The sequence below is a fragment of the uncultured Alteromonas sp. genome, assembly GCF_963976965.1.
Taxonomy (GTDB): Bacteria; Pseudomonadota; Gammaproteobacteria; order Enterobacterales; family Alteromonadaceae; genus Alteromonas; species Alteromonas naphthalenivorans.
The window spans coordinates 93736-107838 of sequence record NZ_CAXBMP010000002.1 but is presented as its reverse complement, the minus strand read 5'-3'; the positions used below and the strand labels follow the sequence as shown (position 1 = coordinate 107838).

Below are 14103 nucleotides of genomic sequence, written 5' to 3'. Positions count from 1 at the left end.
GTAGTCATAATGCGCCCCGCGCTTAAGACTGCTGACGCCTGTTAGCATTTTATTCGCTTTCTATGGTGGGCTTTTGGTCCTCCCGCAATGATACTCTGTGAACTCGGTCAGGCCTGGAAGGGAGCAGCCGCAGCAGACGACTCATGTGCCGGGATGTGGCTGGGAGCCCGCCACCCAATTTACTCCCCGTATTTTTGACCTTACACAACCTTGTATGGCGTTACTCTGCTTTCTCGCTTACCGACGTTTTATCTGTGTCGTTTAAATATTTCATCGCATTGTCGATAGCGTATGTAACATTCATCTCCATTTGGTTTCGTTCACTCTGGGGAAGATAAAATGCCATATCGACTTCGTAGCGAATGTAGCGTGGAGGAACTTGGTTAAGTGCCAAGCAGCATAGGTCAGCTAAATAATCAGGACTTTTAGTATTATCCAGCCCAAGTTCTGTTACACGTTGTAATACAAGATGTTCGTAATAATTATGAATGTCATCATCAAGCTTCATATTTTTGCCCTAATTAAAATTTTAACGCGATGTTATTTTTTATGGGTGTGTATATTTTTAATAACGCCCCTAGATAATTTATAGCCTGTATTTTGTCGATGTCGAGTTAGCGATGTTAGAATTTCCTTCTGTCCATAACGACGATAAGAATAATCGGCATGAAAAAAAATATAGAACCCTGCTATTACGGTGATTACCTAGCGTTAGATAAAATACTTGGCGCACAAAAGCTTCAAAGTACCAAGTACGGTGAACCTGCTCATGAGGAAATGCTATTTATAGTAGTGCATCAAGTGTATGAGCTATGGTTTAAGCAACTGTTGCACGAACTCAATGCGGTTATCGACACATTCAATCAAGCAGCAGTAAAAGATCAGCAACTCACTTCAGTAGTACATAGGCTGCACCGTGTTATACAAATTCAAAAGCTGATGAATGACCAAATAGGTATTATGGAAACCATGACGCCTCAACAGTTTCTTTCATTCAGAGATTATTTGGTTCCCGCCTCAGGCTTTCAAAGTATCCAATTTAAACAGCTTGAAATTTCATTAGGCCTTAAAAGGGAATATCGTATCGATTTCGATAAGCAAAGTTTTTATAACCGATTAAGTGATGATGATCGCAGCCTATTGGAAGCGTTAGAAGAAAAACCAAGCTTGTTTGAACTAGTGGATAAGTGGTTGGCACGTATGCCACTACTTAAAACCGAGGATTTCCACTTTTGGGATTACTACCGAAATGCAACAGATGAAATGCTTAACGATGACAAAGAAACCATAGAAAAGAATGCGTTTCTGTCGGAAGTAGAACGTCGACAAGAGCTTAAAGACTGGCAATCGACCAGAGAGAACTTTGACGGGCTATTTAATCATGATACGTATGAAGCCCTTCTTAATCAGGGTAAATTCCGCTTATCACATGAAGCATTATTGTCGGCTTTATTTATAAAGCAGTATTCATAAGAACCCGTTTTTAATCTGCCTTTCCAACTCATTACCGCACTAACAGAAATTGATGAACAATTAACGTTGTGGCGTTATCGCCATGCCATGATGGTACAACGAATGCTGGGAACAAAAATAGGAACGGGCGGCTCATCCGGCCACCATTATTTGAAGAAAACGACGGAATCTAACAGGGTGTTTTTAGACTTTTTCAACATGGCTACGTTCCTTTTACCAAAAAGTTCACTTCCAGAACTGCCTGAATCGGTGAAACGACGCTTAGGCTTTTATTTACAATAGACGAAAAATGCGACATTTCTGCATTTGCGACGAATGTAATTCGTCGCAAATGGGGAACTTCGTTAATACCCCCCCCAAGGCCAAGCCACTCAATAGATTGCGTGGAATTTCCCTACTTCACGCCCATGCCATTCATCGTAAAAATTTCCATTTACGCTTGCTTTATCCCCTTTACATATGTCAATTATACTTTCGGATAATCATAAAAATCCGTATAAAAAACAATCGTTTAGATTATCTTTATGGTTTTTTTAAATAAAGTTAAGACTAACGAAAACACACATCCAGGGAGTTATACATGCTTCAATATAAAAGAAGTGCAGCGGCTTTTGCCGTAGCGCTCAGTCTTGGTGTTTCGGCACCAGTATTTGCAAACGACACAAATGGTTTTATTCAAGGTAATACTGCAGAAATTAGCGGTGCAGAAATTAGTGGCGTTACTGTAACTATCACTAATGTTGATACAGGTCTAGTTCGTACAGTTACCACCAGCAATTATTGGTGAATAGGGATGTTAATGGGCAACTAAGACTTTTAGCTTAAATTTCAACCTAAAGTTCAATGGATTTAGCTGCTCCACCTAATTTCACTTTATTTCAGGCACCGTTAATCCTACGCCACAGCGCATTCTATTTTTCTTAACTTAAAGCTTAGGGTCGATAATAACTTTCCTCCGTGATGTCTGGATCAGATAACAGGTTTTCCATCAAGCCCTCCCAGTCATCAAATAGTAAAAAACGAACTGTGACTCTAAAGTTCTCCCACATATGGGCTTTTGAACCATAACGCTCTCGACAGGCTTGATACATGCCATCAGTCAGCTCAAAGATTTGGTGAAAATAAAATGCCAATAATGTCAGGATATACATGTTGTCACTGAGGTGCTTTTTCCCATGACCGAAATTGTGCGTGATGTGATAACCTTGATTTTTTAAGGTGTTAAAACACTCATTCTCAATTTTCCATCTACAACGACCACCACTGACTAATTGTTCAATATTATCTTGTGTCACTTCAACATCTGTCACCCAGCTGTTTTTATAGGTAACTTTCTTTTTTGAATTAATTAGCTGATAAGCTAAGTAGTTAACTGTTATTGCCTTTTCTCCTCCATGAAGCGGAACTTGGTTTTGCCATTGGTATCGGTGAGTTCGCCCTTTTTCATCTTTAAACTCAACACTCGGTATGTCTTTGTACGCTGCTATCCATTCCATCATATAGGTGTGGTCATCTGGCTTAGCCACATACAGAAAATGCATGCCCTGTGCTAAGGCTTCTTCTATCATGGGTTGATGCGAAAATAAGCCATCACCGCATATCATTAGCCTTAACCGTGGATGGGTTGCTCTTAATTGGCCTATAAAACGTTTAGCTGCATTGGTTTCACAGTCCTGCTTTTTATGACCATCTTCATTTCTTATCATCTCTGGCATCAAGGGGATAACTTGACGTTGGGATGGGTGCATTATAGCTCCCTGTAATACGCTGTGACTGTAGGTGATACTCCCGTTTCTATGTTGTTTATGTAAACAATGTTCACAATTTACTTGTTTTGAGCTGTGATGCTGAGTGCCATCGATTGAACATAAATAAACCCCAGAAAGAAGTTCAAATTGTTTTAAATGGTTGTGTCGACGTAGTCGTTCAAACAAGTCTGAGAATATATCGGTAAATTGGTGAGTTGGAATTTCATCTAAAATATCTCTCAGTTGTGTTTCTTTGGGTATGCGCTTTACATCAAATAGGGTTTTAATATTGCTGCTCTGATATTTGCTTTCTAGTCTTCTTTGATAAGCTAAGAATGAAGGGTCTTGAAAATACATACAACCAAAAGCGCTCATTAGGGCGTCATGTTGGCTATATTCACACTTTCCCTGCTGTCTTGGATCAGGTATGGCTCGAACTATTTTTGAGAAACTTTCTCTTAGTGCCGTGAATTTCAGATGCTTTTTGGGTTTCTGTTTAGGTATCAAAGGCAATGACGACTTAAATTATAAGTAATATGTTTGATCTGATCGTAGGTTTTGGAAAAAGTTCCATGAAAAGTTATTTTTTTTGAAAAAAAGCGATGATATATCAAATAGCGCGAAAATTATTTTTTCCTAATGGCTAATAAGCCCTAAATATAAGGTGTTAGGATTACACAGATAATTGCTGAGTTACCACAGATGCTAACGGCGATTTTCGTTTTCCATTGTTACCGCCAGGTATCTACAATGTGGTTGCTGAGAAAGACGGCTTTCGTAACACCATCCAAGAATCTGTAAAAGTTGGTATTAGTGGTAAAACTAACTTAAACATGAAACTTGCCGGTGACGATGTTGAACGAATCGAAGTAACTGGTTCAACAATTGCCATGGTAGATGTAACAAGTTCAAGCACTGGTATCGTTGTAGACACTGTTACCCTTGATAGAGTTCCTGTTCCTCGTAACTTAACGTCAGTTGCGCTATTGGCACCAGGTACAACCCAAGGTGACTCAGCGTTTGGTGACCTTCCTTCCATTGGTGGTGCATCAGTTGGTGAGAACGGTTATTACATTAATGGTCTAAATATTACTAACTTTAGAACGGGTGTGGGTTCAAGTGAGCCACCTTTCGACATGTACGAAACCTTTGAAGTTAAAACCGGTGGTTACTCAGCGGAATACGGCCGTGTAACTGGCGGTGTTATTAACGCTAAAACTAAAAGTGGTAGCAACGAATTTAAAGCTGGCGTTAATGTTTACTGGGAGCCTGATGCACTTCGTGAGCAGAAAAGTTCTTACAGAAGAACAACTGACGGCAATTACCGCATTGATAATACCGGCGATGAAAAAGATTCGTGGGATGCAAACGTGTGGGCTAGCGGCGCGCTAATTGAAGACAAATTATTCTTCTATGCGTTGTTTAACCCGCGCTCTGTAGAAGAGAAATTCGTAGGTGAACAGCAGATAAACAGTACTGGCTTAGTTCAGAACGGTTTTACAGAAACCGATGAAGATGCGTTTTGGGTAGCGAAAGTTGATTGGTATGCTACTGAAAACAACATATTGGAAGTGACAGTATTTTCAGATGAGCGTTCAACCGAAATCCAAACGTTTGATTCGACTGATGGCGTTTTTACCACAGACTCGAGAGTTGGTTACGAAGATGAAGGTGGCCTGAACTACACGGCTAAATGGACCAGTATCATCAATGATGATTTCTCTATCTCTGCCCAGTACGGTGTGAACAAGCAAGACCGGACCGTGCGCAGTGAATTAGATGCTAATCCAGTAGCATACTTTACTTACGATAGTACTGGTGCTTTTGTTCCAACAAGCACGTGGGCTGGTTTTACTGTTGAGCAGGGGGACGATAAACGCGAAGTTATCCGCATTGATGCTGACTGGTATATTGGCGACCACTCAATTCGCTTCGGTTACGATTACGAAAACTTAACAGCAAGTAGTTATACGATTAACTCAGGCGGCGCATACTATCTTTATTATGTAAATGATGACGATTTAGCTAACGAAGAAATCTACCAAGTGCGTCATAGAGATTACGAAGTTGGTGGTGATTTCGATTCAGAAAATATTGCATTCTACGTACAAGACCAATGGCAGGTTACTGATGACTTAGTGATTAATGCCGGTATTCGTAACGACTCTTTTGAAAACTTCAATGCAGATGGTGAAACCTTCGTAAAACTTGATAACCTTTGGGCACTTCGTTTAGGTGCGGTATGGGATGTGCGTGGCGATGGTGAAACGAAAGCATGGGCAAGTTTCGGTCGTTACTACCTTCCAGTTGCAGCCAACACGAACATTCGCTTAGCCGGTGCAGAAACCTATACGCAAGAATACTATGAGTTTGACGGATACGCTGATGAGTCTTTATTCATTCCTAATCTTACCGGTGATAAAACTCAGCCTGACGATGTTTTCGCTAACGGTGAAGCAAAATCTCCAGCTGAATTAGTTGATCAAAATATTGATGCAATGTACTCAGATGAATTTATTGCTGGTTATCAGTTCCAATTGAACGACGAGTGGAGCATGGCGATTCAAGGTACTTACCGAGAATTGGCGACTACTGTTGAAGATATGGCAATTGATGCAGCGGTTATCGAATGGGCTGCGGCTAATGGCTACGGTGACGTTTCTGGTATTTGGGACGGTTTCCATCAATATGTATTAACTAACCCCAATGTAGACATGCGTATTGGTACCACTGAATTGCCAGGTACTAACGGCGAATTGGTTTATATGGATTTGTCAGCCGAAGACTTAGGCTACCCAGATTCAGTACGTAAATATGCAGCCGTTGACTTTACCTTCCAACGTGCTTGGGACGGCGTTTGGATGTTCAATGCTGCCTATACGTGGTCGCATAACTGGGGTAATAACGAAGGTTTTGTGCGTTCTGACAACGGTCAAGATGACGCAGGCTTGACAACATTGTTTGACCAACCTGGATTGTTAGATGGCGCCTACGGCGACCTTCCTAACGATCGTCGTCATCAAGTTAAAATGTACGGTGCCTATGCGGTTACCGAAGACTTAACGTTAGGTGCTAACTTGCAGTTCTGGACCGGTAAGCCAGTGAATGCATTTGGTTATCACCCGACTGATAAATTTGCACAAGCATATGATTCAGAGTCATTTTATGCCGGTGGTGAGCTTGCCCCTCGTGGCTCTCGCGGTCGCACAAGTAGCTACTACTCAATTGATGTTTCGGCGTCATATAATATTGATATTGGCGAAGATCAAACATTGGTTGTTCGTGCAGATGTCTTTAACGTGTTGAACAACGATAAAGTGACAGAGGTTTATGAAATCTATGACAGTGAATCGTCTCAAGACCCATTAGACCCAGATGTAGATCCTAACTATGGAACGCCTACACAATGGCAAACTCCTCGTTATGTTCGCTTTAGTGTGAACTATACGTTTTAAGACCTAATGCTAGGGAAGTGCGACTTATCGCGCTTCCCTAGCAATTCATCCTGTATAGGTCGAAAAATAATCGCTTCAAGACTTTAGTTGTAATATTTACGTAAATTGTAAGTAAACATTTACAGAAAAAGTAAAAAAACTTAAAAAAAGTTGAACTTTTAATTATTCCTCTCCCGATCTCAGTTGACCGTTTACGCTTGTTGTGTTTATTATCTTAGTGAGGCTTTGACCTTACTAATAATAATTCGTTATAAACGATTTTAGAAATACACACTAAACAAGTTTTAGTGGTCCAGGGAGACAACACATGTTTACAAATTCTAAGCTGGCTAAGTCAGTTAGGTTGGCCTGCGCGTTCGGCGCGGTTTCAACAATAAGTTTTTCTGGTGCAGTTGCTGCACAAGAAGCCGAAGAAGCAGCCGATACTGTTGAAAAAATCGAAGTAACCGGTTCACGTATCCGTCGCACAGACATTGAAGGCGCTAACCCAGTAACGGTTATGTCACGTGTAGATATCGAAAAATTCGGTATTACTTCAATCGGTGATGTTCTTCAAGCTATCCCATCTGCTGGTTCAGCAATCAACACAAACAACAACAACGGTGGTAATGGTACAACTACTATTAACATTCGTGGTATCGGCTCAAACCGTACTCTTGTTCTTGTAAACGGTAAGCGTTGGGCTCCAGGTCTAACAGGTTCAGTTGATTTAAATAACATCCCAGCATCAATCATTGAGCGTATCGAAGTACTTAAAGATGGTGCTTCAGCGGTTTATGGTTCTGACGCAGTAGCCGGTGTTGTAAACATCATCACTCGTCAAGATTTCGAAGGCGTTCACGCTTCTGGCTATATCGGTCAATATGACGAAGGCGACGGTAACAAAGAACAGTGGGATGTTGGCTTTGGTGCTGCGAACGACAAAGGTAACGTTTATTTCAACGTTAGTTATGTAGAAGAAGAAGCGACACTTGCTGGTGACCGAGCTATCTCTGCAGTTCCAGTTTTCGGTACGCCTGAAGGTTTCGGTGGTTCATCTGCGCCGCCTCAAGGTCGTTTTTGGACTTTTGATCAAGCTGGAACGTCTTTTAGTGAGCAAGGTGATAGTGCCGGTGGTTTAGAGCCATGGGTTGAGCCAGATAGCCGATTCAACTTTGCTCCTTTCAACTACCTATCTACGCCACAAGAAAGAACAAATATTTACTCTCAGGCGCGTTACGAGTTAACAGATAACCTAAGTGTAAACGTAACTGGTTTCTACGGTAACCGTAAATCAGAACAGGCTTTAGCACCTACACCTTTGTTTATCGGTACGGCATTTGGTGATTCAGGCTTTACTCTTTCTGCTGACAACCAATACAACCCATACGGTGTTGATATTTCTACAGACCAATCAGTTCTAGATGCAGATCCAAATGCACGTGAATTGTTCTTGTTTGGTCGTCGTATGATGGAAGCAGGCTTCCGTAGCTTCAAACAGAACGTTGACCAATTCCAGTTTAATGGTGGATTTGATGGTGTTCTTGAATTTGCAGACAGAGAATTCTACTGGGATGCAAACTACACTTATGCTGATATCACTCAAAACCAGTTAACAGATGGTCTTCTTAATATGAACCGCGTTGCGCTTGCAATCGGTGACCCAGCTAACTGTACTGGCGATTGTACTCCGCTAAACCTATTTGGTGGTTCTACTGCTCTTGGTGAAGGTACAATCACGCAAGAAATGCTTGATTACATTACTTTCACTGCACAAGATGAGCAGAGCACATCGCTAGAAAGTTACTCTGCAAACATCTCGGGTGAAGTACTTGAATTACCAGCAGGTTATTTAGCATTTGCTGCTGGATACGAAAAGCGCTGGCAAGAAGGTTACGACCAACCAGATGCAATTATTGCAGCAGGTATAACGTCGGGTAATGCACGTCAACCAACTGAAGGTTCGTTCAGCGTTGAAGAAGCATATCTAGAGCTAGCTATTCCACTTCTTTCAGACCTTGAGTTTGTTGAACAGTTAGACCTTGAACTTGCTACACGTTACTCGGACTACAGCAACTTCGGTGACACTACAAACTCTAAAGTTGGCTTGAAGTGGCGTGTTAACGACGACTTAATCATTCGTGGTACGTGGTCTGAAGCATTCCGTGCACCATCTCTAGATGAATTGTTCTCTGGTAACAGTGATAGCTTTGCTCCGCTTACCGATCCATGTAACGGCGGTGCAGCAGCAAACCCAGACTTACCTGGATGTGCTGGTATACCAGCAACGTATGAGCAGCCGAACTCACAAATTCGCACGACTGTTGGTGGTAACGCTAACCTTCAAGCGGAAGAAGCTGAAAGCTTTACTTACGGATTTGTATACTCTCCAGAGCAAGTTGATGGCCTATCAATCACGTTTGACGTATTTGATATTGAAGTAGACAACGCGGTTTCAACAGTAGGTGCGCAAACTATTCTTAACGCATGTGCGGAAACGGGCGTGAACTTATGTTCACTAATCACTCGTGGTGCAGGCGGTAACGTTGTTGACTTGTTCAACGGTGCGGTAAACCTAGGTGGACAAACTACTTCAGGCTTCGATTATAACGTTGCTTATAACTTCGAAACTGACTACGGTGATTTCCGAGTAAACTGGGATGGTACGTATGTTGACGAACGTACAACTATCGTTATCGATCCAGTTACCAACACAACCGCTGAATTTAACGATGCTGGTTTAGCGGGCGACCGTGATGTTGTTCCACGTATTCGTACTAACTTAGCAGTAACGTGGAGCTATGAAGACTTTACAGCTAACTGGTTGGTTCGCTTCATCGGTCATACTACTGAACTTTGTTCAATTGACGGTGATGTGTTAGATCAACAATTATGTAGCGACCCAAGTCTAGAAGTTGGCGGAACTAGCTACAATGAGTTAGATGACATGGCCTACCACGATGTGTCACTAGGTTATGCGGTTAACGATAACCTTCGTATCACGCTAGGTGTTAACAACTTATTTGATACAGATCCTGAGGTTTCTTACTCGACGTTTGCTAACAGCTTTGACCCGTCTATGTATGAAATTCCTGGACAATTCTTCTACACACGTTTGAATGTAAACTTCTAATTTAAAGTGTAGTTTGAATCTTTAAAAAGCCTCTTCGGAGGCTTTTTTGCTATATGGTGCATACGTTATGAATATTCAACAATTGATCGCTAAAGCAAATAAAGCACATGCTGCGAACGATATCTCTTTGGCAATGGGTTTTCTGAAGCAAGCTGGCGAAGCAGGAGACATAAATGCCGCTTTAGATTATGCATATTATCTATCGCACGATAAGCCTATTGAGTCTGTTCAATATTTAGAGAGCCTCTCATGCGTTGAAAGTCCAATTGTTCAATATCACAAATTATTGATAGCTTATTTCTACGATCTGATTACAGATTCAAATTGTGTAGCAAAAAGCTTAATTGATCTTGGTGAGAAGGGGGTGATTGAAGCATATTTAGTTGTTTTGTCTTATTTAGAACAGAGTAGTAGTGAGTTTTCTTTTATATCGAATAAAGTGAAAAAAATTGCACCAAATATATTCAGCCAGCTAAAGCTCAATGAGCTTGTAAATGACAAAATTAGTGAGTCAAACAAAGAGAAAGTTGCTCAGAGCTTGGAGACTAAGCTGTTCGAGCTATTACCAATACCGACGACACTTGACGAAAGACTCCCTATAAATTTATTTGAAAGTATGTTGTCGGATTTTGAGTGTAATTACCTAATTGTTAAGTTTAGTGGGTTATTACAACCGTCAATGGTGGTAGACCCAATTACAGGTCAAGGTCGAATAGACAAAATTAGAACCAGTTACGTAGCATTAATTTCGCCGGAGCACTGTGACTGGCTAACCCGTAAAATTGATAAGCTCGTTGCCAAAGCGACTGAAACACGATTCTGTCAGGGTGAGGCTCTAAATTTACTTAGATATGTTCCTGGCCAAGAGTACAAACCCCATTATGATGCTTTGAATAGATTACAAGATGTGAAGACTTTCGAAGATGGGGGACAAAGAACAAAAACTGCAATTATATATTTAAATACAGTTAGTGAAGGTGGCAATACCACGTTCCCCAAATTAGACATTCGGGTATCTCCTATTAAAGGAAACATGCTTGTTTTCAATAACAGTGATGACAAGGGCAACATTTTGACCAATAGTTATCATGCTGGAGAATTGACTCAAAAAGAAAATAAATGGTTAGTTACAAAATGGATTAGAGAACATAAAACAAATTATGGTAAATTCTTATATGGTAATCACTAAAAAGGGAGTAGGGATGAAAAAGCTAAATCAGGTATGTCTAGTTGTAGGTCTAGCGTTAACGCTTGGCGCTTGTGGCTCAACGAGTAATGAGTCTTCTCAATATGCTAAGTCTGATAGTAATGCTACAGATGATGGTATGAAGTGTAAGATGGAAAAGAAGATTGGCTCCAATCGCATGCAGCGTGTTTGCTATTCGGCAGAAGAAAGAGAACAAATGCGTGAGGCAGGTAGAGAGGGTTGGACCCGAATGCAGCGCGGCACAGAAACAAGTGGCGGTGATATGTAATTGACAGTCATTTTAGTTTAAGATGGGAGGCAAAATGCTTCCCACTTTTATGAATCAGAAAAAAAGCAAAATAGACTCAATACTCGCTAACATTGCCAATTTGATTGAAAATGGCCTTTACGACACTGCTCTTGCGGATTATAGGCGTCTGTATCAGCAGGCACCAAGTTTTTTAGAACCCTCTGAAGAATTTTCCATCACGAAGTCGCAAGCGACTCATATACATAATGCCGCAAACTTGGCACGTCGTGATCTAATCATCAAGACAAAATCCATATGCTCGACGAAAAGAATTGAAGAATCAGTAAGTGCGCTATGTGGGTTGTCTCAAAAAGCTTTTGACAAGCAGCACCAGTCACCTAGTTTTCTGTTTGTACCCCAACTGCCATCTAGCCCTTTTCCATCAATAGATTCCGTTGAAAATCTTCGCGACTTTATCCAGCAACTTTCGTATCACAAGGGATATTTTTTATCGTGTGTTTCAAAGGTAAATGAAAAGTATATACACGATATAGATGAAGTGCCGGATACACAAGAATGGCGTAATCTAACGAAATGCTGGAATTCGTTGCATTTAATGAAAGGTGGCAAGTTGACTCCTGTTGGAGAAACGTTGCCTGATGAAATTAAAACGATAATAAGATCCCCCTTATTAGCAGATTGTCCGGAACATGCTCCCGAGATTGTTATTTCAGTGCTTGATGCAAAAACCAAAATACCACCGCATTTTGGTATATCTAATATTAAGTGGACACTTCACATACCTCTGTTAGTCAATGAATTATCATACATAGAAGCCGCTGGTGAGCGCCAATATTGGACACAAGATAAAGAAGCTCTTCTATTTGATGATAGCTACAAACACAGCGCGGAAAACGGGGCCGATGAAAAAAGAGCAGTATTGATTTTAGACATTTGGAATCCTCACCTGTCCATAGAAGAGCGTAGTGACATTAAAGCCCTTATGGAACTATATAGTAAATGGTCTTCCGATTACGGCAGCTTAGCATCACTGGATCGGAGACTTTATAAGTAATGCAGAATTCCCCTTCTATAATTATTCCTCAACTTATCCAGACGTTTAATAAACGCGAATATCATGTTGTGTTAGATACGATTAAATTAAATCCAACTTTGTTGCGTGTAGATGCAGTTGTGCCTCAGTTACAAGCAAGTGCTTTGCGAAAGTTGGGCTTCGTCAATGAAGCAACGAAAGCTTACGAAAAAGGGCTAAAGCGCTTTCCTAATGCGTGTGATTTAATGAATAGTTACGGAAACCTGTTACTTGAGGTGGGGCAGAGCAAAAAAGCACTACTGTTATTTAGCAAAGCCAATAAAATAAATCCAAAGGCCTATGATTATAAATACAATTTGGCGAGAACTCTTTTTGCTGAAGAACGTTTTGATGAGGCTGAAAAACACGTACGGGAATTACTAAAGGTTCACACAGTAAAGTTGGACCTGCTATTAATGCTATCGTCTATTTTGAGCCAGAAAGGGCAGAACGTAGAAGCAGAAGAGTATTTACTAAAAATAATAGAGATTGATCCGGTTAACATAAAGGCGCTCAATAATTTAGGCAACATTAAACGTAGCATTGGGCTACAAGACGAAGCGCTCATTTTTTACAGACGCGCCATGGATACTGGCGCAGCTGGTGCAGAAATATACCAGAATCTTGCGGCTTTATTAGCACTTAAAGGCATCCACAAAGATTCACTTGAAGTCTATGAGCAGGGATTGTCGAAATATCCTTTGAATGTCACGCTTCATAAGGAGTATGCGCATTTTGCATGGATACAAAATACTGATAGTCCCTTTGCGCTTTTAGAGAAAGTGTTATCTACTGAGCAACCTGGTTTAGTATTAGCTTATGCGGAATTGATGCTCAAGGTCGATGATTTTGAAAAAGCTAAACTTTGGTTAGAAAAGCTTGTGGCGAAGCAAGACCCGTCAATTCAAATTGCAGCAGTAGCTAGTCTATCTAATGCTTTGAGGGGGCTTGGTCAATTCCAAGAAGCGCTCGATGTTATAAATAGCCTTCCTAGCACCAATAGTGCTGAGTCACTGCCATTATTTATCGAAAAAAGTTATTCATTGTTGAGCCTCGACCGAGCTAAAGAAGCGATCAGCGTACTCGAATTAGTATGTCGAATTGCTCCTTTGAATCAAGGCTACTGGACACTGTTATCTACTGCTTATAAAGCAAATGGTAATGAGGCAAAATATGAAACGCTTTGTCATTATCAAGATTTTGTGAATGTCACATCGCTATTAGAAAATTCAGAAGAAAACACGCTCTTTATTAATGAATTGGCTGGATATCTAAATTCATTGCATAGCAGTACCAAGCATCCCATAGGGCAGTCGCTGAGAAATGGCACTCAGACATTTGAAAACTTACTAGACAGTGAGCACTATTTAATTCAAACCCTTAAGACTGCCCTTAAAAAAAGAGCAGAGTCGTTTGTATGCTCTCTTCCAACGGTAAAAAAACATCCTTTTCTATCTCGTATTCACTCTAACTTAGCGTTTATTGGAAGTTGGTCAGTTAGGCTTAGAAAGGCGGGCTTTCACAAGTCGCATTATCATTCTGAAGGGTGGTTGAGCGGTGTGCTTTACGTCGATGTTCCTGATGAAGTAAGGGAAAATGGCAACGGTTGGCTGGTGTTCGGACGCCCTGATATTAAGGGTATCGATATGTTAGAAGACTTCGCCATTAAGCCTAAAGCCGGAAATGTTGTCTTTTTCCCATCTTACATGTGGCATGGAACTAATCCAATTTACGCTGATACCCAAAGATTAACCGTCGCATTTGATATAGTACCTGAGTCATAACC

General features: G+C 40.9%; 9 protein-coding genes, 1 other RNA gene and 2 pseudogenes. 10 read left to right on the top strand and 2 right to left on the bottom strand.

What is annotated here, in order from left to right; genetic code table 11:
• Nucleotides 1–71 precede the first annotated feature (71 nt).
• Nucleotides 72–168: signal recognition particle sRNA small type (gene ffs, locus AAC006_RS02205), an RNA gene on the top strand.
• Between the two features lie 52 nt (nucleotides 169–220).
• Here ffs and AAC006_RS02200 read toward each other — a convergent pair.
• Nucleotides 221–508, bottom strand: a complete 288-nt coding sequence (locus AAC006_RS02200; RefSeq protein ID WP_057793221.1) for a late competence development ComFB family protein — start codon at nucleotides 506–508, stop codon at nucleotides 221–223.
• Between the two features lie 158 nt (nucleotides 509–666).
• Here AAC006_RS02200 and AAC006_RS02195 point away from each other — a divergent pair.
• Nucleotides 667–1755 (top strand): annotated as a pseudogene (locus AAC006_RS02195) (tryptophan 2,3-dioxygenase family protein).
• A gap of 298 nt (nucleotides 1756–2053) precedes the next feature.
• Nucleotides 2054–2260 carry a hypothetical protein gene (locus tag AAC006_RS02190; RefSeq protein WP_126871947.1) on the top strand — a complete coding sequence of 69 codons (207 nt, stop codon included), beginning with the start codon at nucleotides 2054–2056 and terminating at the stop codon, nucleotides 2258–2260.
• 145 nt (nucleotides 2261–2405) lie between these two features.
• On the opposite strand, the gene AAC006_RS02185 is transcribed toward AAC006_RS02190, so the two are convergent.
• On the bottom strand, nucleotides 2406–3596 hold the full coding sequence (locus AAC006_RS02185; RefSeq protein ID WP_339890597.1) for a hypothetical protein: 1191 nt from the start codon (nucleotides 3594–3596) through the stop codon (nucleotides 2406–2408).
• A 329-nt stretch (nucleotides 3597–3925) separates the two neighbouring features.
• Between AAC006_RS02185 and AAC006_RS02180 the strand changes: the two are divergent.
• From AAC006_RS02180 to AAC006_RS02150, 7 genes and pseudogenes are all read left to right on the top strand, one after another.
• Nucleotides 3926–4051, top strand: a pseudogene (locus tag AAC006_RS02180) (carboxypeptidase-like regulatory domain-containing protein); the annotation flags it as partial.
• 3 nt (nucleotides 4052–4054) lie between these two features.
• Nucleotides 4055–6676, top strand: a complete 2622-nt coding sequence (locus tag AAC006_RS02175) for a TonB-dependent receptor plug domain-containing protein (protein ID WP_338456678.1) — start codon at nucleotides 4055–4057, stop codon at nucleotides 6674–6676.
• A 307-nt stretch (nucleotides 6677–6983) separates the two neighbouring features.
• Nucleotides 6984–9788 (top strand): TonB-dependent receptor, encoded by a 2805-nt coding sequence (locus tag AAC006_RS02170; RefSeq protein WP_013785041.1) that lies wholly within the window; start codon nucleotides 6984–6986, stop codon nucleotides 9786–9788.
• 67 nt (nucleotides 9789–9855) lie between these two features.
• On the top strand, nucleotides 9856–10977 hold the full coding sequence (locus tag AAC006_RS02165; RefSeq protein ID WP_126871945.1) for a 2OG-Fe(II) oxygenase: 1122 nt from the start codon (nucleotides 9856–9858) through the stop codon (nucleotides 10975–10977).
• 13 nt (nucleotides 10978–10990) lie between these two features.
• The gene (locus AAC006_RS02160; protein ID WP_126871944.1) at nucleotides 10991–11263 is read left to right on the top strand and encodes a hypothetical protein; all 273 of its coding nucleotides are present in this window, start codon (nucleotides 10991–10993) and stop codon (nucleotides 11261–11263) included.
• A 34-nt stretch (nucleotides 11264–11297) separates the two neighbouring features.
• On the top strand, nucleotides 11298–12299 hold the full coding sequence (locus AAC006_RS02155) for an aspartyl/asparaginyl beta-hydroxylase domain-containing protein (RefSeq protein ID WP_126871943.1): 1002 nt from the start codon (nucleotides 11298–11300) through the stop codon (nucleotides 12297–12299).
• The gene (locus AAC006_RS02150; RefSeq protein WP_126871942.1) at nucleotides 12299–14101 is read left to right on the top strand and encodes a putative 2OG-Fe(II) oxygenase; all 1803 of its coding nucleotides are present in this window, start codon (nucleotides 12299–12301) and stop codon (nucleotides 14099–14101) included. The genes AAC006_RS02155 and AAC006_RS02150 overlap by 1 nt, the downstream gene beginning before the upstream one ends.
• Nucleotides 14102–14103: the final 2 nt, after the last annotated feature.

Coding starts and splice junctions, on each gene's coding strand:
- AAC006_RS02200 (WP_057793221.1), bottom strand. CDS start 508: ATGAAGCTTGATGATGACATTCATAATTATTACGAACATCTTGTATTA.
- AAC006_RS02190 (WP_126871947.1), top strand. CDS start 2,054: ATGCTTCAATATAAAAGAAGTGCAGCGGCTTTTGCCGTAGCGCTCAGT.
- AAC006_RS02185 (WP_339890597.1), bottom strand. CDS start 3,596: ATGAGCGCTTTTGGTTGTATGTATTTTCAAGACCCTTCATTCTTAGCT.
- AAC006_RS02175 (WP_338456678.1), top strand. CDS start 4,055: ATGAAACTTGCCGGTGACGATGTTGAACGAATCGAAGTAACTGGTTCA.
- AAC006_RS02170 (WP_013785041.1), top strand. CDS start 6,984: ATGTTTACAAATTCTAAGCTGGCTAAGTCAGTTAGGTTGGCCTGCGCG.
- AAC006_RS02165 (WP_126871945.1), top strand. CDS start 9,856: ATGAATATTCAACAATTGATCGCTAAAGCAAATAAAGCACATGCTGCG.
- AAC006_RS02160 (WP_126871944.1), top strand. CDS start 10,991: ATGAAAAAGCTAAATCAGGTATGTCTAGTTGTAGGTCTAGCGTTAACG.
- AAC006_RS02155 (WP_126871943.1), top strand. CDS start 11,298: ATGCTTCCCACTTTTATGAATCAGAAAAAAAGCAAAATAGACTCAATA.
- AAC006_RS02150 (WP_126871942.1), top strand. CDS start 12,299: ATGCAGAATTCCCCTTCTATAATTATTCCTCAACTTATCCAGACGTTT.